Raw genomic sequence first — 22,273 nt, 5'->3', positions numbered from 1 at the left:
TCTATGGGAACCTACATTCCTTTTACCGACGAACAGAAGGAGCGAGCCAACACCGTGGATCTGGTGGAGCTGCTGCGGCAGCGCGGAGAAAAGCTGCTCCGCTCCGGGCGGGAGTATCGTCTGGAGAACGACCACAGCATTACCGTCCGGGGCAGCGAGTGGTATGACCACGACAGCCGCCAGGGTGGGCATCCGGTCAGCTTCGTCCAGCACTACTACGGTATGTCCTACCAGGAGGCCATGGAGTTCCTGCTGAAGGGCACCTATCCCGTTGCCGGCAGACGGGAAACGGAGCCGCCCAAGCCCTTTGCGCTGCCCCCTCCCCACCAGAATATGCGCCGGGTATACGCCTACCTCATGAAGCAGCGGCAGATCGACGGCGCCATCATCACTCACTTTGCCCGGAAGGGGCTGCTCTATGAGGACGCCCAGTACCACAACTGCGTCTTTGTGGGCACGGACGAGGGTGGCGTCCCCCGCCACGCCCACAAGCGGAGCACCAACAGCCGGGGCAAGTCCTTCAAGGTCAATGTGGAGGGCAGCTGCCCCCAGTACAGCTTCCACCATACGGGGAGAGACAACCTGCTCTATGTGTTTGAGGCGCCGATCGACATGCTGTCGTTTCTGACCCTGTACCCGGATGACTGGCAGGCCCACAGCTATGTGGCCCTGTGCGGCACCGGAGGGCAGGCCATGCACTGGATGCTGGAGCAGAATCAGCACCTGCGGGACGTGGTGCTCTGCCTGGATAACGACGGGCCGGGACAGTCCGCCGCAAAGCGGCTCCAGATAGAATTGCAGGAAGGAGGATACTGCTGTGGTATCCTCCGTCCCGTATATAAAGACTGGAACGAAGACCTGGTGTCTGGTGCGCTTACAGCATCCCCGGCCATGACTGCGGTTCAGAGCTTATGAGCCGGAACTATGACAGCCGCCGCCAAGGGAGAAGTATACCCTTTTTCTGGACCGGGGGGTGGTTCACTGTGGACCGCCCAGAAGGTCACACTGGAAGAATGCTTAAATACAGAGAACAAAAAAGGAGATGAGACCATGATAGATGAAAACTGGATGCTGATTGGACTGCTGGCCCTAGTATTCGGAGCTCTAGTTGCGATTGCCGCCTTCTCCAACCGGGGCAGCCTGAACAGCATTAAGAATAAGACGGTGGGCGACGGCCAGTACGGAACCGCCCGCTGGGCCACGGAGAAGGAGATCCGCAAGAGCTACCGGCGGGTACCCTTCCGACCGGCCCTGTGGAGAAAGGGAGAGCAGCTCCCAGAGATCCAGGGCCTGGTGCTGGGCTGTGTTGGGAAAAAGGACAGGCTGGCCGCTCTGGTGGATTGTGATGACATCCACTGCCTGATGATCGGCGCCTCCGGTGTGGGCAAGACGGCTTACTTTCTGTACCCAAACATGGAATATGCCTGTGCCAGCGGCATGAGCTTTCTGGCCCTGGATACCAAGGGAGATCTGGCCAGAAACTACGGCGCCATTGCCACCAAATACTACGGCTACCAGGTGGCGGTGGTGGATCTGCGCAACCCCACCCGCTCGGACGGCTACAACCTGCTCACCCTCATCAACCACTACATGGATGTGTGCCGGCAAGAGCCGGACAATCTGGCGGCCAGGGCCAGATCGGAGAAGTACGCCAAGATTTTATCCAAGACCATCATCAATCCCGAGGGAGAGAGCTTTGCCCAGAACCAGTATTTCTACGATGCCGCCGAGGGTGTGCTCACCGCGGTCATCCTGCTGCTGGCCGAATATCTGCCGCCCAAGGAGATCGACGGAGCACTCCGGGAGCGGAGGCACATCGTATCTGTGTTCAAGCTGGTGCAGGAACTGCTGGCTCCCAGCATGGCACCGGGGAGAAACGAATTTCAATTCCTCATGGACCACCTGCCGGAGGAGCACAAGGCCAAATGGTTCTCCGGCTCCGCCCTCAACGCCGCGGAACAGTCCATGGCCTCCGTCATGTCCACTGTTCTGGCCCGGCTCAACACCTTCCTGGACAGCGAGCTGGAACAGGTGCTGTGCTTTGACAGCGCCATGGACGCGGAGAGCTTCGCCTCCCAAAAATCCGCCATCTTTCTGATCCTGCCCGAGGAGGATAACACCAAGAACTTCATGGCCGGGCTAATGATCCAGACGTTGAGCCGGGAGCTGTTCTCCGTGGCGGACGAGCACGACGGAAAGCTGCAGAACCGGGTGGTGTTTTTCTGTGACGAGCTGGGCACCATGCCCGCTTTTGACATCCTGCCGCTCTTCTCCGCCGGCCGCTCACGCCGGCTCACCCTGGTACCAATCATTCAGTCCCTGGCCCAGCTGGAGAAGAACTACGGGAAGGAGGGAGCGGAGATCATCCAGGACAACGTGCAGGACACCATCTTTGGCGGCTTTGCCCCCAACAGCAAAACCGCCGAGGCGCTGTCTGAGGCCCTGGGTAACCGTACCGTCATGAGCGGAACCATCTCCAGAGGCAAGAGCGAGTCCGGGCAGTCGCTGCAGATGATCCAGCGCCCTCTCATGACGCCGGACGAGCTCAAAGCACTTCCCAAGGGGAACTTCATCGTCATGAAAACCGGCACCTACCCTATGCGCACCCGGCTGCGACTCTTCCTGGAGTGGGGCATCACCTTTGAAAAGCCATATCAGGTACCGGAGAAGGCTGCCCGGAAAGTGCACTACGCCAGCAAAGCGGAGCTGACCAGTGCCATCTACTCGGCGCTTCCCCTTCTGGCAGGGACGATTGACTACCGTATACCGAAGACGGAGGACTCTGTAATATGAGCTATTTCGATGAGATCTACGGTGACCCGGATCTGAGTGCCAAAGCCAAGCTGCTGTTGGTGTACCTTCATGACCGGGCCGGCAAGAGCGGTGAGAGCTGGTATGCCATAGGCACCATGGCCAGAGAACTCAGCCTTTCTCGCTCGACTATAAAACGAGCCCTGGCGGAACTTGTCAGCCAGGGCCGGGTGGAGAAGTACTCCCGCCTTCGAGAGAATGGTGGGTGTACCTCTAACCAATATCGATTACACAAGAAAAGGGAACTCATCAGTATAGATTGTATATGAACAAGAAATTGAGATAGTGGTAGATATATTGGGCTTAGACCTTGTTTAAAAACTTGAAAGCATCTGTATATAAGAGGTACAAACAAGATTAATAAGGAATGTTAGATTTGAAAGTAAATTGAGTGTTGCAATCCAGCGTGTTCAGATGTTCCACCTAATTTGGGGTGGTCGTTGGTTGCTTTGATTAAAACAATCAAACTGCCAGCGGCCTTTCTTTTTTCGTGAAATTAAGTGCTAGCTCAGTAATAGGAAAGCTCCGACTCATTCTATGAGGACATTATTTCAACGGACAATTCTGCGATCTCCATTGAATTGGTCTGTGAGCGAGTGTACAGCGGAAGTATCCTGGACTGTTTGGCATATGGATTTCTTTCAAAAAATAATTTAGCATAATTAGTTCTTCAAATTCCAGTGGTCATACACATTATCCTTAGAAATCCGCTGAATCATGAACAGGGCCTCCTTTTCTGAAAGCAGGTTGTCCTCAACCAACTCGGCGAAGACCTGTGCACAAAGTTCCCGATAGACATCGGCACAAGCACATGTACTCAGGGGATTAAGTTCATCGCTCCCGAAACCGAAGATTTTATTTATAGGAATTTGCAACAACCATTCCTTCATGAATTGCTTATAGGCAACAGGTGAAAGGATCTGTAACCAAGTAGTATTAATCCACACGTTGTCCATGCTGCGCGCCATCTCACCCAATTCCCTGGCATAGGGCCAGCCGCAGTGTAGCAAGTCAAACTTTACTCGAGGATAGCGGAGGATAGTGTCAGTAAGCAGAGTAGGATTGCTGTTTGGAAGATTAAAACCCATGGAGGATCCAAAGGTTCCGGTGTGAATCTGTACGGGGACATTCAATTCGACAGCCTTGCCCAGCAGATGGTTCTGCAGATAGTCATGAAGTGGACGCATCTCATTATAACTATGTCCAAAGGCCGAACCAAGAGAACCTCGAGGAATGCTGGTAAAAATCTTATCCAGTGCTTTCTCTGCGTCGAACTTGTCCACTAGATCAAACTTTAACTCTCTGTTGAAAGAGGTCAGATGTAACTTAAACCCTTTCATACCACCTTCTCTCACTTCGCTTTCCAGGAACTGATCCAATGCCTCCATATATGTATCCAGAGAATAAATGGGAATCCCAGTTAATTTCTCTAGCAGGTATGGTGTATCCCGAGAGACCGGTTGAGTAAACTGGTCGGTATAAAGTTGTTGTTCCAGAATGTCAGTGGGTGGATTGGAACGTGATCCTCCCAGGGAAACGTTCATCACTCGATCAATCTTGTATGCAGAAAACAGCTCCTTGTAAGATGTTTTCTTCCAGTCAGGCAGTTTCTTTTCAAAAATTTCTACTGTTTCATCGGTAAGATCCTCTGCGCCGAAGAACAGCTTCATTACCCGTCTGGCATGGACGCCAGACCCCATTTTACGAACAAAAGGCCAGTATGGCTTCATAACCTGCCATTTTTCTAGATTGGAGCGGGTATCAGGACGGTAGGGTTCTCCAAAGGATGCATGGAAAGCAGGAACCCCTTCAGTCGGCAGATGTAAATCATCCCTGGACATCCCGGCGCTGATCAAGTCAGGTAGGCAGTATAGGAAAATGTCGGTAATGTCACTGTGACCACTGTGCCACTCTGCTTCTGGCGCCAGATGTGCATGCGCATCGGCCAAATGTGTCTCATCAAGCACAGATTTGTAATACTTATAGATTTCCTGTTTCATTTTTTACCACCTTCCAAAACAATACAAGATTTCATACTTAAATTTTTTCTCTAATTATATCCTCTACCAAAGAGACACATTCAAAAATCATTTTGGCGCAGTGTCGTTGACGGGTTGTCCCCTGTTCACGGGCCTGGCGGATCAAACCTGCGCAATCGGTACAGCCATGTTTCTCACGTATCGTCTGCAGCAAATGCAGAGTCTCATCCTTGCCATATCCCATTCCACCTAAAGCTATCAGCGCTCCGTTAATGGCTCCACAAGTAGAACCCATATGCATACCCCAGCCTAAATTGGTCCCGATGCGCGCAGCGAGTTCCTCACTGAGATTGCACTCCTCTGAGAAAGCAACAATTACTGATTGTGCACAGTTATATGGCTTTCCATTGCTCCAATTAGCTTTTACTTTTTCAACCCTAGTCATGGTTTAAATCACGATCTCCTTTCTGGTATCTCGTTCTGTCACAATTCTGAAATAGTAAACCCCGGAGGCAACTCCTACTTCCGCACCTTAAATTTCGGAAGCAAAAGGCTTATAACAACTCCGATCAATGCGCCAGCAGCTAAAACTATAAAGCAGGCCTTCCATCCCCAGCTTTCTGCAACCGCAGTGGAAATAACGGGGGCCAAGATACCGCCACCGCCACAGCCGATCAGAATGTTTGCGCCAAACATGCGTCCAGCTGCGTCTTCGTCCTGCAACAAGTCCATCGGAAGCACCCCGGAGGTTGCATTCGTAACAGGGACACCCCAGCCACAGAGGATAGACATCAGGCAAGCCACGCCAAAAGAGCTCTTGGCAAGAACGGGGAAGAGAATGGTTGTGACGGTTGCGACCAGAAATCCGGGAACGGCAGTCGTGAAGACACGGGCCTTTAAAGGAATCCATCCCTTTTTTACTAGACCGTCCGAAATTGTGCCTCCAACAGGAGTCGAGATGACACCAATAAGGCCGGCAAGCAGAACAGCTGTAGACGCCTGTTCAGCTGAATAACCAAAATCTTTCAAACAATTGGCCAGTATAGAATTGAAGCCAATAAGCTGCCAGCAGTTAAAAAATAGAATCAGAATGCACAGCCAACAGGCAATGGTGGCAAAGGGGTTGATTCTTTTATGTACAGGGGCCTCTTCTTTCACTTCAATATCCGCTGGATACAGATCCTTGGGAGGCTCTTTCATCAAAATTGCCCAGATTACACTGACGATGGCAATGACAATACCCCAGATGCTAAAAGCTCCTTGCCATGTTCCTGCAAGATTTGTTAGTCCGGTGGCAACCCAACCACCGCAGCCAATGCCAAGAGTCAAACCTCCACCGATGACGCCAGAGGCCAGGCCACGCTGCTTCGCAGGGAACCATGCTACAGAACTATTTACACCTACCAGCCACAGGATGCCCCAGCCTTGGAGAAATCGCAGAAATAGAATTAAATTGTAATTTCCGGCAAGGGGGATACCTATCGTACCAATAACCATCAATACCAGGCCCAGCAGGCCTGCGCCACGATATCCAATCTTGTTTGTCAGCGTCGCCTCTACGTAACTTCCTACGGCATAACCCGCCATCAAGATCCCGGAGCCAATACTGGCTTGGACGGCGCTGATTTCAAATGTTACGGCAAGATCTTCAGAGGCCATACTCCACATTGTAAGACCTGCATATGCCATTGCACAAATAATAAAATTGATTATGAGAATAACCCAGCGATAGCTAGAGTTGACTTTCATACTAGACGTCATATTTATCACCATGCCGGCCGTTGAACTGGTAACATAGAAAGGAACAAATTGGTGCTGACAAACGGCCGCCTTTCCTATTACATCTGGCTTTAGTGTGCACCTCCAATTTCGTGAAAAATTCTATAATTAAATTAGGACTTGTTTGAATGTTGACCTATGCCTGATGGCAAAAGCTCCTGAACTGTGGGCATGTAACTTTTGCAGAATAATGCTGTCCGGACGCTTATAAATTTGTCAAGTGAGTGTGTTGTTATTTTTAAACAAAGCCATAGCATAAAAATGACCTTAAAATAGTAAATAATTACTTGAGCCCGTATCATGTGGATCAAATTAGCGGATACTATGAAAAGGGAAAAGAGTAATCGCTGTGGATGTTACAAAAGGCCTGGAAGTTTATCAAAAATGTGATAGACATCTTCAAAGGCTGCGGCAGCCCTATACAGTGTGGCTTCGCCAAAAGGACGGCCCAAAAGCTGCATACCGACAGGCAGACCCAACTCGTCCAGACCACAGGGGATGCTGATGCAGGGCTGACCGGTTAGCGGTGCGATGCAGACATAATTGTTTACGAGATCAACGAAATCCTTTGGCTCTCCGTTGATTACCATCTTATAGTTGCCCAGCGGAAGAGCCGTGAATGGCAAGGTGGGACTGATGAAGAAATCAACCTCTCGGAACGCACTATCGAATTGATCCATCAAATAGCGGCGATATTTTTGCGCGTTGACATAATTTGTGGCAATATGGAACTCACCAGCCTCTAAGAGGATCCGTACATCATCTCCATAGTCCTCCGGCTTTTCCCGGAGAAATTTCTGATGCCATGCACTTGCTTCGCTGGAAGTAATAATATTCCAAATCGTAGCCCACGTACCAGTATTACAAAAGTCAAAACTGAATTCTTTAACCGTGCAGCCAAGAGACTCAAAAATCTTCAGTGACTCCCGCACACTTTTCTCAACGTCAGGCTGATCTGATTCAAACATACAATTTGGTATTACACCGATACGCATACCTTTTAACGGCAAACCGATCTCAGAAGTATAGTCAGGGACGGGTTCCATGGAGGAACTGGGGTCGTGGGAATCCCACCCGGCCATGACGTTTAACAATATGGCATTGTCTCTGACATTTCTTGTCATAGGACCGCAAGTATCAAAGGTCAGTGCCAGAGGGGTGATTCCGGCAATCGGCACACGCCCTATGGTAGGACGCATACCTACTGTGCCGCAAGCGGAAGATGGGATGCGGACAGAGCCGCCGGTATCGGTTCCAAGCGCAGCGAGAGCGGTTGCATTGGCCACCGCAGCAGCAGAACCACCGCTAGAACCGCCGCAGAAACGGGTCAGATCCCAGGGGTTTAAGCTGGGACCGTAATGTGGGTTATCTGTTGTGCCGCCCCAGGCCAACTCGTGCATATTGGTGTGGCCCAATACCACAGCCCCAGCCGACTTCATCCGTTGGAGCACCGGGGCATCTGCCTCCGGCACAAAATTGTTGAGCACTTTCGAACCAGCGGAAGATACCTTCCCCGCAATGGCAATGTTGTCTTTGAACCCCATTGGGATCCCATGAAGAGGGCCTAAGAAATGATTTGCCATCTGCATCTCTTCAAGTGCCTTGGCAACAGCGCGTGCTTCCTCATAAAACACGTCGATCCAGTTGCACCGGTGTTCAATTTCTTCACTGACCTGGATGCGCGCAAGATAGGTGTCTGTTAATTCTACTGGAGAAATCTCTTTTTTATGGATCAATTCTGACGCTTCGGCCATGGTCAAATCAATCAGGTTCGTTGCGTTCATGTTCTACCTCTCCGTTTTGTTTTTAAAGTGTGGAAATTCATCTCTTGACGGCAACGCAAAGGAAGCTGTCTCTGCATTTATCACGGTTCATAAACCTATCATTAAAAATGGCGGCATTGTTTCGCCATGCCTCTACTGAAGCACGAGTATCCTCATAGGTAGTTTTTACAATAGGCAGACAAATTTGTTTGGCCAAGGCATCAAATTCATCCTTGCTAAGTAAGAATTTGATCATATCCAGTCCTCCCCAAAATCAATTTTAATTGGAATAAAGAAAGCACCACTAGTAAGATTTGAGCCGTGATTTGTTGGATATTAAGGTTGAACATGCATGTAAGATCATGTGCCGAAGATATCTTCATCTATAAATGTAAACTAATTGCAATATGATGTAAAATACATTTTATTCTTTAAATAAATCACTCTAGGTTATAGATAAGAAATTTGGCCGCTCACGGCATACGAATGCAGAAGCGGCCAAATTCCTAACGTTTTATTTTTTATCATCTAACGAAATTGGTGTATACTTTCCGTTCATAGTCTGGGCGCTGGACACCGGAATCCTTTCCGGCTTCCATATTGCGGAGGAGCCAAGCCATATTCTTACCCAGGTTTTGCATGGTCTGCATCCCCTCGGTATCCTCTTTGACCTCGCCGGCCTTCAAGCCATGGACCAGATTCCAGTAAGAGGATCCCACAACGCACATGTTGCTGTATGTGAAGTAGCGGTTCAGACGGTCCAAAGCGGCGCTGGCGCCGCCCCGCCGGCAGCACACCACAGCGGCGGCGAGCTTGCCCGCCATGCGCTTCCCTCCGGCCCAGAACAGCCGGTCCAGAAATGCGCACAGCCGGCCACTTGGCCCTGCAAAATAGACAGGAGAGCCAATGATAAGCCCATCATACTGCTCCAGCCTTTCAATGACCTGGTTTACCTGGTCGTCAAAGACGCATGTTCCGCTCTTGACGCACTTGTAACAGGCGATACAGCCGGCCATAGGTTGCTTCCCCAAGTAGAGCATTTCGGTCTCCGCCCCGTGCTGCTCCAGGGAGTCTGCTGCTTCTTTCAGCGCGGTCCATGTGTTCCCGTATTCGTTGGGGCTGCCGTTGATCAGTAATACTTTGCTCATTTTTACTCCTCCTAAAGGTTTCGAATTATTATGGCCTATTGCGGTGCAGCGGGGAGATTTTCCTCCCTGCTGCCTACTGCCCTTGTTAAAATTTGTTGATCTGTGCAGCTCCGCCGGAGAAACGGATGACAGAGCCGGCATTGTTGAAGAAGAAGCGATCCTCCCCCAGTTGGCTGTAAAGTTGAGCCGCAGCGAGCTGCCCGGTACAGTGGGATACGCCAATCTTCTGCACACCCATGCGATTTATGGCTTCTACTGTATACTCCATGCGCGCCTGGGAGACACCGGCGAGGTGGGTGCCACCGATAACCATGTAGATGTGGTCACACCCGGTCACAGCTACGGCGTGCTCCAGGGAATTGATGATTCCCCTGTGGGCGCAGCCAAGAATGACTACGGCGCCCAACTCTGTGCGCAGGTAAAGACACATGTCATCAATCACTTCTGTATCCTGAAGATATGTGGTATTGCAGGCGTCAAAATCCAGTTGCTCGTGCTCCACGGGGCAACTATGGGGAACAAAGGGGCTGTTCTCAGGACGATAAAATGCCGCTCCCACCGATTCATAGTTGTTGCTCATGGGGACTCTGCCACTTATAAACACATCAGGAGTGAGCATATAGGGCTCAGTGATAAAATGAAACCGGGCGCCCAAACGGCTGAGTTCCTCCGGAGTATAGGGGCAACCAAAACTCCCATAGTGTTTGACAAACTGGGGAGCCAGAGCTGCCGGGTGGCAAAAGACCTCCACAGTCCGCTCTGGCGCAAGGTTGTGAAGCATCCGGAAAAATGGACGTAGCCCGCCTGTGTGATCCATGTGCCCATGGCTCAGGACCAGCACGTCGATGTCCGTAACTGAAAGGCCTCGTACTGCCATATTATTCAGCAGTACATCCGGATTTCCGGCGCCGGTGTCAAAGAGAATTTTCTTATCCCCGGTATCGATGAAAATGCTCAGCCCCCACTCAGCCATCATCATGGGGTTACAGGAAGTGTTGTCGATCAGGGTCTGGATGGTCAGTCGATCAGATTGAAGCATAGGTGAGCACCTCTTTTTTGCTTTAGTATATCAGCATGCAAAGTGGGACCAGGACAGCATAGACGGCAATAGATGGGATCAAGATGGTAAGCACAGCCACGTCACCGTAGACCTGCTTGTGGGTCGTTTTGGTCACATCCAGCAAGTTAATGATGGCGGGGCAGTGGGGAAGCGAATCAACTGTACCGGAAGCCATGGCGGAAATTCGGTGGACTGCCTCCAGGGGAATCCCCAGGCTGATAAAGTTTTCTGCCAGCGCGCCATATGTAACGCTGATACCTCCGGAGGAAGACGCACTCACTGCCGACAGGATGCTGGTGGACACCGCCGGGAACAGATAGGGATTCATGCTCAGATTCTTTACCGCCTCTACAATTTCCGGGAACTGAGGCAGCAGCATGACTCCACCAGCATAGCCCACGATAGCGGCGGTATTCAACATGACACCGGTGGAACTGGCTGCGCCTTCGTTGATGGTCTTCATCCAGTCTTTCATGGGGATCTGCTTCCACATCAGCGTCATGCACAGCAGGATTCCTGCTGTCATGGACCATACAATGTTCAGTTTCACTACGTTGAGCAGCAAAATAACTGCGATAGGCGGCAGGACTGCAATAACTACATGAGGCAGCCTGCGATCCATCCAGGCAGCAGAGCGGCTGTGGGGGGCGTATCCAAATAAGTTGTCGGAATGATGTTCATGACCTGGGGAGAACCGGGCGTTGTCATGGTAAACGTAAAGGCGCCCAGAGCAATTTCAGGCGGGATAAGCAGCTTGGTAATATTTCCGGCCTTATGCATGCTAAGGGCCATAGGATACATGACAAAGAAAATGATGAAAAGGCTGATACCGCCAAAAGTCAGCACCGCTGTGGATAGGACAACCGCCGGAACTACCCACCGCTCACCTACCAGGCCGACGATCCATCGGGCGATGGCTTCAGCTGCGCCAGTTTTACCCATGATATGGGCAAATACTGCACCGGTCATGAAGATAAAGAAAAAATCCTTTACATAATCACCCGCCAAGCCCATATACCCCTCCAGCAGCGTCTGCGTGGGGTCGATACCTGCCACCAAGGCAAGGACAGCGGTGACAATGGGGGCGACAAGCAGAGGCGAAAGCCGTTTGAATGTCAAGGAGACAAAGAGAGCAAGAGATACCACCAGTGCAACATAAACCATAAAAACATTCCTTCCAGGTTATTTCCCCTGAATCAGGCCCTTGCCGCATCCTATCTCGCTTCAAGAGGAGGATAAACATGCAGAATGAGGCGATCAGAATACTGATTCGCAAGATAATTTGTACATGTACAAATTAAATATAGCACGATGGAAACATAATCACAAATATATTGTAATCATATATTAAATAACTAAAAGTTATTTAATGTGTAGGGGAAATTGTGTGTCAATTCATAAGGCTTACAAGAATCATCATGATATGTCATTCAAAAGGCAATTGCCCTATGACATGGAAGGCGGAGCGTGGGACACTTACTGAATCAACACATAAGAAGCGGCCATCCACGTCAATCTGTGACGTGGATGGCCGGTCATCGTGCAGGGCCTGTCATTAAAGTCTAACCATTTAAGAAAAAGCCTCGTCGATTGAAACAAAAGGCACGCGGATGGACAGGCCTGCCAGCGCAAAATTGTGTACCATAGGATCGATCGTCGTTGTGCATTCTGGAATAATTTTGACTTGGTACTTCTCCGCACTCTTGGAGAGACTGGTAAAGATAACACAATTGTGTGTCATCATCCCGGTGATGATGATCTCCTCCACGCCGAGCTCAGTGAGGATATTCTCCAAATTGGTGTTGTAAAAGGAATCTGCGTCCGCCTTCTGCACCACACGTGCGCCAGGGGCCTCTGCAAGAATTTCTTCTGCAATCTGATCATTGGGAGTCCCATCGAGGAAAATGGGCATACCGGAATCTTTGGGGAACACATGTTGGACCAAAACGATGGGTACGTTCTTTTCGCGAGCCGCCGCCATCGCCTTCTTGATGTTAGCAATGGTGGCATCCATGTTCCAGAGAGGATAGCCCCCGCCGGCGTAGTACTCCTTCTGAGCATCAATTACGATCAATGCCTTCTTCATAACAAAGCAGCCTCCTTCAAAATTAGCTAAAAGACGCTGGTGTTTTCTATGTCCGTTTTTACTTAAAAAGCGGCTTCCCCAGAGTGAGCTTTTTGCCGGTTCCAGTATACCCGTGGATAAATACGATCAGAGCCCAAGTACCGAGCGCCGCTACCAGGCCTAGCAGAACCTGCCCAATCAGTGTCAACGTTGCCGCCATGACACCGAGACCAGCAAGGCCAAGGGCGAACACACCAAATGCGGCAAAAATCCAAAGGGCAAAGAAGGTCCACGGATTCTTTCTGAGGGCGCCGATGCAGATTATCATCAGGCAGCCAAGATATACATTGGGAATCGCCAAAACCATTGCGTTCATCGTAAATCCGAGAGCATTCAGAATATCTGTCACGCCACCGAACAGGCCGAACAGGAATACGAAGCACATATTGATATTGCCCCACAGCTTATCGGCCTTCATACGCTCGCGCGCGCCCATGAAAAACATGCCAGTGAGCGACAGTTTAAGCACACCCCAGGTAAATGTGGACCCAGGGCCAAAGTCCACGAATGCAGATATGATAATCAACCAGGAGAACAGAACGAAGACAAAGACATCGCTCATCATTTCATCCACGGCACGGGCGCCGGAACGAATATCTACCTGCAGGACGGACTTATTGTCTGAATTCTGGAGCTGATCCATAACATTTCCTCTCCTCTCACTATCCCGATGGGGGGGAAGAACATACATATATTTAGGTGTTTAGTCAGAGTCTCCTCCGTGGCCATCCCACAGAGGAGACTCTTTTTAGGTGCCGACAATTCAGCACAGAGATACAGATAGGAAAGAATTACTTGATCTTACCCTTGGCGAGCAACTCCTCATACTGGGCGGCCAGCTGCTCCACCTTCTGCAGCTCCACCTCGAATCGCTCGGAGGCCTCCTTGATGAAGTTATAGCTGGGAGCGTCCAGCACCAAGTTCTCATTGTGCTTGGTGTTGAGGTGCAGGGACACCACATCGGGGCGGGAATAATGGCCCAGACCGTCAAAGAAGAACTTCTTCACCTTGAGGGTGTTGGCATAGCAGTCGGCGTAAACGATGGTCTCCTCATTATACACCGGCTCAGCAAGATAGTTGCCCAGCGGGTCCAGGATGCAGGCGCCGCCAACCTGCCACATGGCCATGTGGGGGTCATTGAAGAAGTCCTTGTACTCAGGCTCGAAGTCCTCTTCCCGGAGCAGGTTATGAGCGCTCAGCACGAAGGCGCCGGATTCAAAAGCATACTCCATGTCGGCCATATGAGCGTCGCAGTTGTCGCCCATGGGGTGGGTGTTGGGGGCAATGCAGCCATGGCCAGGGGCGTGCTTGAACTCCCACGTACCAGACCAGGTGGCCACATGGAACTCCTCACCCAGCAGCATCTGTGCGGCACGCACGCCGATGGTGTGGTGCTCCCAGCAGATCAGAGAGCCAATCCGGCCGATCGGGGTGTCAACCACGCCCATATCGCTGCCGTCGCCCTCGCCCCAATAGACGCGCTCATTGAAGGTGGGCTTCAGCTTACGGTGCCGGGCAAGAACCTCGCCGGAGGGCCCGAAGGTCAGGTTGGTGTTGTAGAAGGTATGTACGCCGGGACGGTCGTCCATCTCATGGACGCCCATCACGCAGTAGACGCCGGCGTCGCGGCAGGCCTCGCCGATGCGGATGGTATCTTCGCTGCCCACCACAATGGAGTTGTCGGACAGGCCGATGGCCCACCGCTCCTGCATGGAGGCGTCACAGTCAAAGCCGGGGTTGTAGATCTGGGGGAAGACAGGGATGAAGCACTCCGGGAACGCAACCAGCTCCGCACCGTTGGCGCCGGCCTCTTTGATCATGCGGCAGGCCTTTGTGATCAGCTTCTCCTTGTTGAACACATTACTGGCGGCCTGGATCACGGCGACACGAACCTTCTCTCTGCCGCCCAGGAACTTGTTGACGCTGGTCTGCTTCTTGATGTTTCCGTTCATGTTTCTGCGCTCCTTTTCTGAATCAATTTTAGTGTCTGACCTGTTATCAGGATTAGTCAGCCGCAACTCGTCCTGCGTTCAGACGCTGCCAGGAGACTGGACTTGGCCGACCTTCAGGGGTCTTCCTGTTACGAAGGATACCACACAAGCAATCATATTGTAAAATACATTTTATTCGCATGAAGTATAACTATAAATTATTTTTTATCTCGTCAATGGCGTTTGAACCAAAGTAGCCCAGAATCTCCTCAACGACCTGCAAAACAGCAGGCGAAAGATACTTCTCCTTTTTGATGATCAACGCCAGCTTCCAGGGGATTTTCGGTTTAATCTTGATTTTGCGCAAGTATGGGTTTGAGTCAGGAAACGTCGGCCCAGGCATGATGGTGATTCCCTGGTTCTTTTCCACCATTCCCAAAACAATTGAGGTATTCGAGCTTTGAAACATAATATTGGGCGAGAATTGCCTAGAATAGCAGGCTTGACGTACCATGTCGTTGAGTACAAAACGGCGGTTGAATAGGAGGAAACTTTCATGCTCCAATTCAGAAATATCGACTTGTTCTCTGGAGGCCAGCGGGTGATCCACGCTGACCATCAAGGCGCACTGGTCGTCAATAATCTGGTAGACATCAATATCATGTGTGGGGACTGGGAGCATGACAACGCCAATATCAATCATATCCCGAACAAGTGCGTTTACGACAGCATGCGAACCCTCCTCATGTAGGTCGATAGAGATTTCTGGATATTTCTTATGAATGTCAATAAACAATGGGATAAAATACAGGCTCACAACTTCCAATGGGATACTGATAGAAACTGACCCACGCAGCAGGTTCTTGGAATCATCCAGAATATGTTCAAGCTCATCGTAATCATTTAGGATTTTGATGCATTTTTGATAAACGAGTTTACCCTCCTCTGTAATCTGGAAGCTCTTGCTATTGCGCTTAATGAGCTGTGCGCCAAACTCGCTCTCCAGCTGGCTGATTGCCTTGCTGAGCATGGGTTGTGAAACATAGAGCTTCTGTGCAGCGTGGGAAAAGCTCTGTTCTTTTATGACTTCTACAAAATATGTGAGCTTGCGCAGATCCATCGGTCTCTGCCCCCTTAACATTACTATTAGTTATATTTAATCTTATTAAAATGTTCTATTTTTATATCATATCATGTGAAACAATTTCTTGCAACTGTTCAGGTACTACATTGAGGAGCAAAGTAAGTGATTAATAAGCCGCCGCCTATCATCTGACCGACAGAAATGAGATAATAGTCCAAAACTTGAAAAGCGCACGGTGAGTTTTTCAAGAAAAGGATCAAGGCGGTGATATGATGGCAGATGTACTGGCAGTGCGAAATGAGTATCGGATGGAGAATTGGTCAGCGCTGATCCAGGAATGTAGGGCAAGCGGACTGAGCAACCGTGAATTCTGCCGGCAGCATGGGATTTCAGAAAAGAGTTTCTACTATTGGCTGCGAAAACTGCGGGACCAGGCAGCAGAAGCGTCAAAGAGCCATCTGATAAAGTTAGAACTGACCCCAACCGAGGAAGATGTACTTCATATCCGATATCGTGGTGCGGAACTCCGGCTTCCTTCCGGAGTGGATATGGATACGGTGGCCGCCTTGCTACGCTCGATTCAAACGCTATGATCGACCTGAGCAAGGTTCAAAACTACTATGTGGCGTGCGGATATACGGATCTTCGCCGAGGGATAGACGGACTGGCATCTATAATCAGCCAGCAGTACGGCAATCGGCTGGATGAAGAAAGCCTGTTTCTGTTCTGCGGGCGCCGGACAGACCGGATCAAGGCGCTCTACTGGTCGGGAGATGGATATATTCTGCTATACAAGCGTCTGTCAAATGGACGGTTTCAGTGGCCAAGGAGTGAAGCAGAACTGCGGCTGATTGATCACCAGAGTTTCCGCTGGCTCATGGAGGGGCTGGAAATCGAGCAGCGGACAGCGATCCGCAAAGGAAAACCAAAAGACTTATTTTGAGTCAGGGAGCAAAAGGAAAACGGCATATATATGTACTTTATCGCAGGGTTATGGTATAATAAACCTGCGATAAAGTTGTTTTTGAAGGAGAATCGTCATGACGGCAGAGGAGAAAAAAACATATACTGCTGCCGAAGTGGCAGAACTCCAGACAACGATCCGGCAGCAGCAAGCCGAGATCGCTGCCCTGAAAAAGAAACTGGATCATATGAATGAGATCCTGCTCAATGCCCAGCGTGCCCGTTTCGGACAGTCCAGTGAGAAGAAGACCTATGTTCTGAGCGAAGACCAGATGTGTCTGTTTCATGAAGCGGAACTGGTGCAGGACCCCAAAGCAGAAGAACCTACCGAGGAAACCTTTACGGTAAAGTGCCACGCCCGGAAGAAAAAGCGTACGATTGACGAACTGGCGAAAAACCTGCCTGTAGAAAAGATCGTGCTGCAGCTGCCGGAATCCAAGTTGACCTGTAGCAAGTGTGGTGGTACATTCCGGCTCATTGGTAAAAAGCTGATTCGCCGGGAACTGATCATTATCCCTCAGGAAGAAAAGATTCTGGAGTACTACAGCTGTACCTATGCCTGTGACAGGTGTGAAAAGGACACCGGCTATGCCCATATTCTGACTACACAGGTGCCGCCGCCGCTGATGAAGCATTCTCTGGCCTCTCCTTCCACCGTGGCTGATATTATGACCAAGAAGTATGTGGACGGACTTCCTCTGGCCCGGCAAGAGAAGATTTGGGCCAGACAGGGTGTGGAGTTGAGCCGCGCCACATTGGCCAACTGGGTGATCCAGTGTACCCAAACCTGGCTGAAACCTCTATACCGGCATATGAAGCGGACTTTGCTGGAAGACGCTGTGATCCACGCTGACGAAACCACTGTGCAGGTTTTGAAAGAGAATGGCAAAGCGGCTACCTCTGAGTCCCGGATGTGGGTATATGCCAGCTGGGAGGGCAGCATAAAGCCCATCCGGATCTTTGAGTACCAGCCGGACCGGAGTGGAAAACGGCCGGCAAACTTCCTCAAAGGCTTTTGCGGCTATCTGGTGACGGATGGTTATGCCGGGTACAACCAGGTAAAAAATGTGACTCACTGCGGCTGTTGGGCCCACGCCAGAAGAAAATGGCGGGAAGCAATGCCGGATGGAGCAACTGTGAAAACGAGCAAAGCTGCTGTAGGTTACCGGTATTGTACGAAGCTGTTTGCTTTAGATGGCAAAACAAGCTATTTATTACCAAAAACACGCAATGAACACCGCCAGAATGTGGTCCGGCCCCTTCTGGAGGAGTATTTTTGCTGGCTAAAAACGATACACCCCGAAAAAGGCAGCAAACTGGAGGATGCAGTCCGTTATTCGCTGAATCAGGCTCAGCAGCTGACGGCGTTTTTGGATGCTCCTGAAATTCCCATTTCCAACAATCTGGCAGAGAATGCGATCCGGCCATTTGTTGTGGGCCGAAAGAATTGGCTGTTTTGTGACAGCGTGAAGGGTGCGGAATCCAGCATATAGCTTTTGGCAAAGCGGTTTGAGTTTAAAATTTTCGCAGAAGGCATACTAATTTTAGCTACCAGGTAGGGCCTGCCAGTCAGAAGTAGATTCGCCAGTGTAAACAATATTTTTGGTTATACAATCTGTTTTCTAAGGCTCCGGTATCGCGTCCTTTGGCATCGAAGCTGATTTTTACAACTTAAAAAACGTGCTCCGCTTTTGCCAGTACAAAAGACTTCTCTCGCTCACGACGCCTGATTTGCTCTTGAGAGCTTGTGGAAGCATGTTTGGCCTGGGAGGTACACGGTTGATCTTGTAACGAATTCGTTTTCCTTGATGATTCGTAACGACGGCATCTTCCCGTTTCTCGGCACCCCGATACCCACTGCCACCGTATACAGCTGTATCCTCATCAGTCAAAAGCTCCGGAATTATGGTGATATCGTGTATATTGGCGCTGGTACCCTTGACGGAGTGAACCAAACCGCTGTCTTTGCTCACGCCGATATGTGCTTTATAACCAAAGTGAGACGCATTCGCTTTTTTATTGATATGCCTAAAGATCTCGTCTCTATTCCTTTTTCTTGCTGGATGTAACGGCTGAAACAAATGTAGAATCCACAATGGTTACTTTCTTTAACAGTAGTCTCCACTCCTGTGGTAAATTCACTACCTAAGCAAACAGTTTTATTTGTAAGCCGATGCGGATCAATAGATTACGGTAGCGTCCCGGTGTACTTCCATTGGGTACCTAATTGCTCTATTCTATTCTGCAAAAATCGGAACAAGTTCGGCTGTCTGCCGCTCCTGCCACAGTTACCTCATCGAATAGCCCATACAAATTTTCAACACATACAGACGCAGCATAACTCCAGATCCTAGGGCTTGTTTCCGCGTTCTCTTATATAGTAACACGGTTGCACGATCTTGAGCCATTCCACCTAAGGTATGATGCAATCGACCTACGCCCTAAATTTTTCTTAGCCCGTACTTCTGGCTGCTAGTCACTTAGCCCATATAAAATCATCGACCTATTCAAGATTCGACTTTACCACATTTTTCTAGGTGTTTTACGCCGTTTTCTATACAGCATTGCCTTACATTTTTATGAGAGACCGATCCCCATATAAACGGTTCAAATATCATCTATCAACTTGAATGGCCATGCAGCAATACGGTTTGCCTATCTATTGTAATGCGACAATTTCACTGCTGTTTATAGGGAAAGTATAGCATGTAAATCTTTCTTTCCTAAAATTTAACTGTTTGTAGCTCCCCGCTTCTAAATCGGATAACGGAGCCAGCATTATTAAAGAAAAACCGCCTTTCTCCCAAATGTGTGCAGAGATATGTCGCCGCAATTAGACCTGTGCAATGTGATACGCCTATCTTCTGAACTTTCATCTCATTTAGTGCCTGTACAGTTTTTTGCAGGCGTTGTTCAGACTCTCCAGAGAGATGGGTGCCACCAATTACCATATATGAAATTGTTTTTTGTGAGGGACATAGCATGCTTCAAAGAGTTGACCAACCCTCTGTGGGTACATCCAAGAATGACAAGCGGCCCAAGGTCAGTACGCAGAATCAGACACATATCATCCATTACTTCGGTATCTTGAAAAAAGATTTTCCCGTTGGGATCGTATCCCAACAATACATCCTCCACAGGAGTTGTAAAGGATGCATACAAACTGTTCAACGGGTGATAAAAGGCGTAACCAACTGACTCGAAATGAGTTGTCATTGGAATAGGCCCACTGCCAAAAGTGTTCTCATTAATGGCGTAGGGTTCTTTGATAAAATGAAAGCGAGCGCCTAACCGAGTTAACTCGTCTATTGTATATGGGCATCCAAAACTGCCATAGTCCTTAACATATTGTGGATCTATGGCTGCAGGATGGCAAATGACCTCAAGGGTTTTATTGGAACCAATGTTGTGGAGACATTCAAAAAAGGACGGAGTCCGCCTGCGTGCTCAAGATGTCCATGACTCAATACCAGTAAATCAATGTCTGTAACTGAAATTCCACAAACATCCATATTATGCAACAACACATTAGCATTCCCGGCTCCAGCGTCTATTAGTATCTTTTTGTCACCGATATCAACAAAGATACTTTGCCCCAATTTGGCCATCATCATAGCCTTACACGAAGTGTTGTCAATAAGTGCTTTAATGACTAACTGATCAATTTTAATAATGACCCAACATCTTTTTTCTTAAACTAATTAATAGCATATGCAAGGGAGTAAGAATGGCATAAAACACAAGCAAAAAACGCAGATGGTATAGCCGTGTAATCATTTTCTGTAATTATTTCTTGTCTAAAAAATTCACATACCGATCGGCACATCTTTTATTTCCGGCAAACAGGTTCTTTCGAGAATTCATCAGAACTTCCCATGAAGAAATCTCTTGCCGGTTGCACCAAATTTCTAGTTAATAGGTATAGTGTGAATCTTTGAGCAAGGCTTTAAATGATCTGTATATATGCAAATTTAATATAGCATTAATGATAGATCCTGTAAAATATATTCTGTTGCCTTGATCTATAACTGCTCATAATATTATGCGTTGACAAAATCCATAAAATTCTTTTCCGTGGAATAATAGAAGAAAGGAAGGGGTGGATCATGATGGGACGCCGAGTGGTCAAATGAGTATGGTAATTCTGGATATGGCAGAATTGACTCCAAACGATCACTTGCTTTGGAAAATCGATCAGATGGCCTCGTTTGAGTTATTTGTGATCTTGTAGCACTATATTGCCCTGCTAAAGACCGCCCATCTGTTGACCCTGCCAATATGTTTAAAATGTTGCTTGTGGATACCTTTCTGTCATCAAATCAGACCGCCGCTTTGTTTAGAAATTCCAATTTAACATTGCCTATCGTTGGTTTGCGGTTTTTAGCTTGGAGAGAAGATACAAGATCATTCTAAATTTAGTAAAACAAGCGTTAGAAAGTGGAATGAAAACTGTCTGTTTCAGAAATTTTTTCTGGAAATAACCCGGCGCTGTATGAAACAGAAACTAACTGATAAACGACAAAGAAATGGCCTCAGATGGCAGCTATATTCCCACTTGAGTTTCCAGAAATAGCCGGAGTGACATAAAAGCAGAAGCAGAGCAGAGTATTCTGATTTTTTTGATGATCTGGATCAAGAACTCACGGCACGACCGGGGTTCCAGAAATTACGAATTCATATGGTCACAAAAAGGTTACAACCTGCACAGTAGATCCTGAATGCGGTTATATCCACCATGGAAATAAGCGCAGTGTGGGATGTCTCCTAGAAGCAACCGTAGATTGCAAACATGGGATCTTTACGCGAGTGAATGTTTTCCCAGCTAATAAGAAAGAGAGCTTCATGGTTCTACGGCATCTAGAGCGATAGAAAAGCTTTTGGGCTTACCGATGGCAAAAGTTGCTTTGAACAAAGGGTGTGCTAATGGTGCTGTTCATAGAGGTTTGGAATTATTGGGTATTACCCGTTAGTTATATACCTACCAACCGCTTTCCTAAAAGCCCCAAGTAAATATGGATTTTCATATGGTTCAAAACAGGATAAATATATTTGCCCAGTGAGACAGTCTCTTGTATACCACCGCTTGAGCTGTACTAAGTCCACGGGAAAGTACTTCATTGTTACCGGGAGCAGGGGGATGTCTGCGAGAAACATACTTCCTGTGAGACTTGTTTTGATAAAACCGGTGCGCACAGAGGAATTTTGGCCAGCAATTGCTATCCTACGTTTTATGGAGGGCATTTAAGGGACTATACAATGGACTATCTGTCCATGATGAAAAAACTGAAAGTCTAGGTTGAAGGCAATTTCGCTGCTATAAAAAGAGTGCATAACCTTTCAAAATCTGGAGACGAGGCATTATCGCAGTAACTGAGAAATGCCTCCTGTCTGACATGGCATTAAACCTCAAAAGAATGGTTAAAGGTGGATCTCTTTTGCGACATATATGGATAAAGTATGGGCTGAGAATATGATTTCTCAGCCCATATTTTATTTTGGTCAACAGGTCCATAATATTACGTTGTTAGCGTCAGGCGATAATCGCCATTCCGGGTCAGGCGAAAAACGCCAATTTTGGTCAACTGAAAACAGCCATTTACAATTTGAATAGTTCCTTTACACTGGAGGCG

The 22,273-nt window shown here is 48.8% G+C and carries 19 protein-coding genes and 1 pseudogene; 6 read left to right on the top strand and 14 right to left on the bottom strand.

All coding sequences use genetic code 11. From position 1 onward, the window contains the following. Nucleotides 1-3: 3 nt before the first annotated feature. From B5F88_RS12035 to B5F88_RS12025, 3 genes are all read left to right on the top strand, one after another. On the top strand, nt 4-915 hold the full coding sequence (locus B5F88_RS12035) for a DUF3991 and toprim domain-containing protein (protein ID WP_087346343.1): 912 nt from the start codon (nt 4-6) through the stop codon (nt 913-915). 135 nt (nt 916-1,050) lie between these two features. Continuing rightward, nucleotides 1,051-2,793 (top strand): type IV secretory system conjugative DNA transfer family protein, encoded by a 1,743-nt coding sequence (locus B5F88_RS12030; protein WP_087346339.1) that lies wholly within the window; start codon nt 1,051-1,053, stop codon nt 2,791-2,793. Next, the gene (locus B5F88_RS12025; protein WP_087346336.1) at nt 2,790-3,080 is read left to right on the top strand and encodes a helix-turn-helix domain-containing protein; all 291 of its coding nucleotides are present in this window, start codon (nt 2,790-2,792) and stop codon (nt 3,078-3,080) included. Before B5F88_RS12030 ends, B5F88_RS12025 begins: the two co-directional genes overlap by 4 nt. A 393-nt stretch (nt 3,081-3,473) precedes the next feature. Here B5F88_RS12025 and B5F88_RS12020 read toward each other — a convergent pair whose 3' ends face one another. The 13 genes from B5F88_RS12020 to B5F88_RS11960 all read right to left on the bottom strand — a co-directional run bounded on the left by B5F88_RS12020 (nt 3,474) and on the right by B5F88_RS11960 (nt 15,716). Next, the gene (locus B5F88_RS12020; RefSeq protein ID WP_087346332.1) at nt 3,474-4,811 is read right to left on the bottom strand and encodes an amidohydrolase family protein; all 1,338 of its coding nucleotides are present in this window, start codon (nt 4,809-4,811) and stop codon (nt 3,474-3,476) included. A gap of 37 nt (nt 4,812-4,848) precedes the next feature. Continuing rightward, nucleotides 4,849-5,235, bottom strand: a complete 387-nt coding sequence (locus B5F88_RS12015; RefSeq protein ID WP_087346330.1) for a C-GCAxxG-C-C family protein — start codon at nt 5,233-5,235, stop codon at nt 4,849-4,851. Nucleotides 5,236-5,309: 74 nt separating this feature from the next. After that, nucleotides 5,310-6,539, bottom strand: coding sequence for an MFS transporter (locus tag B5F88_RS12010; RefSeq protein WP_162612177.1), 1,230 nt, complete (start codon nt 6,537-6,539; stop codon nt 5,310-5,312). 386 nt (nt 6,540-6,925) lie between these two features. Further along, nucleotides 6,926-8,353, bottom strand: coding sequence for an amidase (locus tag B5F88_RS12005; RefSeq protein ID WP_087346324.1), 1,428 nt, complete (start codon nt 8,351-8,353; stop codon nt 6,926-6,928). Nucleotides 8,354-8,390: 37 nt separating this feature from the next. After that, complete coding sequence (locus tag B5F88_RS12000; RefSeq protein ID WP_087346321.1) at nt 8,391-8,588, bottom strand: hypothetical protein; 198 nt, start codon at nt 8,586-8,588, stop codon at nt 8,391-8,393. A gap of 268 nt (nt 8,589-8,856) precedes the next feature. After that, a complete protein-coding gene (locus B5F88_RS11995; RefSeq protein ID WP_087346318.1) occupies nt 8,857-9,480 on the bottom strand; it encodes a flavodoxin family protein in 624 nt (207 codons plus the stop codon). Nucleotides 9,481-9,565: 85 nt separating this feature from the next. Continuing rightward, nucleotides 9,566-10,519 carry an MBL fold metallo-hydrolase gene (locus tag B5F88_RS11990; RefSeq protein WP_087346315.1) on the bottom strand — a complete coding sequence of 318 codons (954 nt, stop codon included), beginning with the start codon at nt 10,517-10,519 and terminating at the stop codon, nt 9,566-9,568. Nucleotides 10,520-10,541: 22 nt separating this feature from the next. Then, nucleotides 10,542-11,090, bottom strand: coding sequence for a hypothetical protein (locus B5F88_RS11985; RefSeq protein WP_162612176.1), 549 nt, complete (start codon nt 11,088-11,090; stop codon nt 10,542-10,544). A 47-nt stretch (nt 11,091-11,137) separates the two neighbouring features. Next, nucleotides 11,138-11,704 (bottom strand): GntP family permease, encoded by a 567-nt coding sequence (locus B5F88_RS11980; protein ID WP_087346310.1) that lies wholly within the window; start codon nt 11,702-11,704, stop codon nt 11,138-11,140. 406 nt (nt 11,705-12,110) lie between these two features. Next, on the bottom strand, nt 12,111-12,626 hold the full coding sequence (locus tag B5F88_RS11975; protein WP_087346307.1) for a cysteine hydrolase family protein: 516 nt from the start codon (nt 12,624-12,626) through the stop codon (nt 12,111-12,113). A gap of 58 nt (nt 12,627-12,684) precedes the next feature. Next, complete coding sequence (locus tag B5F88_RS11970; protein ID WP_087346304.1) at nt 12,685-13,308, bottom strand: hypothetical protein; 624 nt, start codon at nt 13,306-13,308, stop codon at nt 12,685-12,687. Between the two features lie 148 nt (nt 13,309-13,456). Next, nucleotides 13,457-14,617, bottom strand: coding sequence for a carbon-nitrogen hydrolase family protein (locus tag B5F88_RS11965; RefSeq protein ID WP_087346300.1), 1,161 nt, complete (start codon nt 14,615-14,617; stop codon nt 13,457-13,459). 190 nt (nt 14,618-14,807) lie between these two features. Next, complete coding sequence (locus B5F88_RS11960; RefSeq protein WP_162612175.1) at nt 14,808-15,716, bottom strand: LysR family transcriptional regulator; 909 nt, start codon at nt 15,714-15,716, stop codon at nt 14,808-14,810. 236 nt (nt 15,717-15,952) lie between these two features. On the opposite strand from B5F88_RS11960, the gene B5F88_RS11955 reads away from it, so the two are divergent. From B5F88_RS11955 to B5F88_RS11945, 3 genes are all read left to right on the top strand, one after another. Further along, on the top strand, nt 15,953-16,273 hold the full coding sequence (locus B5F88_RS11955) for a transposase (protein WP_162612174.1): 321 nt from the start codon (nt 15,953-15,955) through the stop codon (nt 16,271-16,273). Then, nucleotides 16,270-16,623, top strand: a complete 354-nt coding sequence (gene tnpB / locus B5F88_RS11950) for an IS66 family insertion sequence element accessory protein TnpB (RefSeq protein ID WP_087346290.1) — start codon at nt 16,270-16,272, stop codon at nt 16,621-16,623. The genes B5F88_RS11955 and tnpB overlap by 4 nt, the downstream gene beginning before the upstream one ends. Before the next feature lie 97 nt (nt 16,624-16,720). Further along, nucleotides 16,721-18,136: an IS66 family transposase gene (locus B5F88_RS11945; protein WP_087346288.1), complete on the top strand. Its 1,416-nt coding sequence runs from the start codon at nt 16,721-16,723 to the stop codon at nt 18,134-18,136. Between the two features lie 53 nt (nt 18,137-18,189). Here the strand turns inward: B5F88_RS11945 and B5F88_RS11940 are convergent. Further along, a pseudogene (locus B5F88_RS11940) lies at nt 18,190-19,109 on the bottom strand (IS5 family transposase); the annotation flags it as partial. Nucleotides 19,110-22,273 lie beyond the last annotated feature (3,164 nt).

Origin of the sequence: Flavonifractor sp. An306, assembly GCF_002159455.1 — a bacterium.
GTDB lineage: Bacteria > Bacillota > Clostridia > Oscillospirales > Oscillospiraceae > Flavonifractor.
Note: the sequence above shows the minus strand (reverse complement) of the source record. Positions and strands in the feature narration are given on the sequence as shown.

Bases quoted from the DNA above. Each gene is read 5' to 3' on its own strand.
- B5F88_RS12035 (WP_087346343.1), top strand. From the start codon at position 4: ATGGGAACCTACATTCCTTTTACCGACGAACAGAAGGAGCGAGCCAAC.
- B5F88_RS12030 (WP_087346339.1), top strand. From the start codon at position 1,051: ATGATAGATGAAAACTGGATGCTGATTGGACTGCTGGCCCTAGTATTC.
- B5F88_RS12025 (WP_087346336.1), top strand. From the start codon at position 2,790: ATGAGCTATTTCGATGAGATCTACGGTGACCCGGATCTGAGTGCCAAA.
- B5F88_RS12020 (WP_087346332.1), bottom strand. From the start codon at position 4,811: ATGAAACAGGAAATCTATAAGTATTACAAATCTGTGCTTGATGAGACA.
- B5F88_RS12015 (WP_087346330.1), bottom strand. From the start codon at position 5,235: ATGACTAGGGTTGAAAAAGTAAAAGCTAATTGGAGCAATGGAAAGCCA.
- B5F88_RS12010 (WP_162612177.1), bottom strand. From the start codon at position 6,539: ATGAAAGTCAACTCTAGCTATCGCTGGGTTATTCTCATAATCAATTTT.
- B5F88_RS12005 (WP_087346324.1), bottom strand. From the start codon at position 8,353: ATGAACGCAACGAACCTGATTGATTTGACCATGGCCGAAGCGTCAGAA.
- B5F88_RS12000 (WP_087346321.1), bottom strand. From the start codon at position 8,588: ATGATCAAATTCTTACTTAGCAAGGATGAATTTGATGCCTTGGCCAAA.
- B5F88_RS11995 (WP_087346318.1), bottom strand. From the start codon at position 9,480: ATGAGCAAAGTATTACTGATCAACGGCAGCCCCAACGAATACGGGAAC.
- B5F88_RS11990 (WP_087346315.1), bottom strand. From the start codon at position 10,519: ATGCTTCAATCTGATCGACTGACCATCCAGACCCTGATCGACAACACT.
- B5F88_RS11980 (WP_087346310.1), bottom strand. From the start codon at position 11,704: ATGGTTTATGTTGCACTGGTGGTATCTCTTGCTCTCTTTGTCTCCTTG.
- B5F88_RS11975 (WP_087346307.1), bottom strand. From the start codon at position 12,626: ATGAAGAAGGCATTGATCGTAATTGATGCTCAGAAGGAGTACTACGCC.
- B5F88_RS11970 (WP_087346304.1), bottom strand. From the start codon at position 13,308: ATGGATCAGCTCCAGAATTCAGACAATAAGTCCGTCCTGCAGGTAGAT.
- B5F88_RS11965 (WP_087346300.1), bottom strand. From the start codon at position 14,617: ATGAACGGAAACATCAAGAAGCAGACCAGCGTCAACAAGTTCCTGGGC.
- B5F88_RS11960 (WP_162612175.1), bottom strand. From the start codon at position 15,716: ATGGATCTGCGCAAGCTCACATATTTTGTAGAAGTCATAAAAGAACAG.
- B5F88_RS11955 (WP_162612174.1), top strand. From the start codon at position 15,953: ATGGCAGATGTACTGGCAGTGCGAAATGAGTATCGGATGGAGAATTGG.
- tnpB (WP_087346290.1), top strand. From the start codon at position 16,270: ATGATCGACCTGAGCAAGGTTCAAAACTACTATGTGGCGTGCGGATAT.
- B5F88_RS11945 (WP_087346288.1), top strand. From the start codon at position 16,721: ATGACGGCAGAGGAGAAAAAAACATATACTGCTGCCGAAGTGGCAGAA.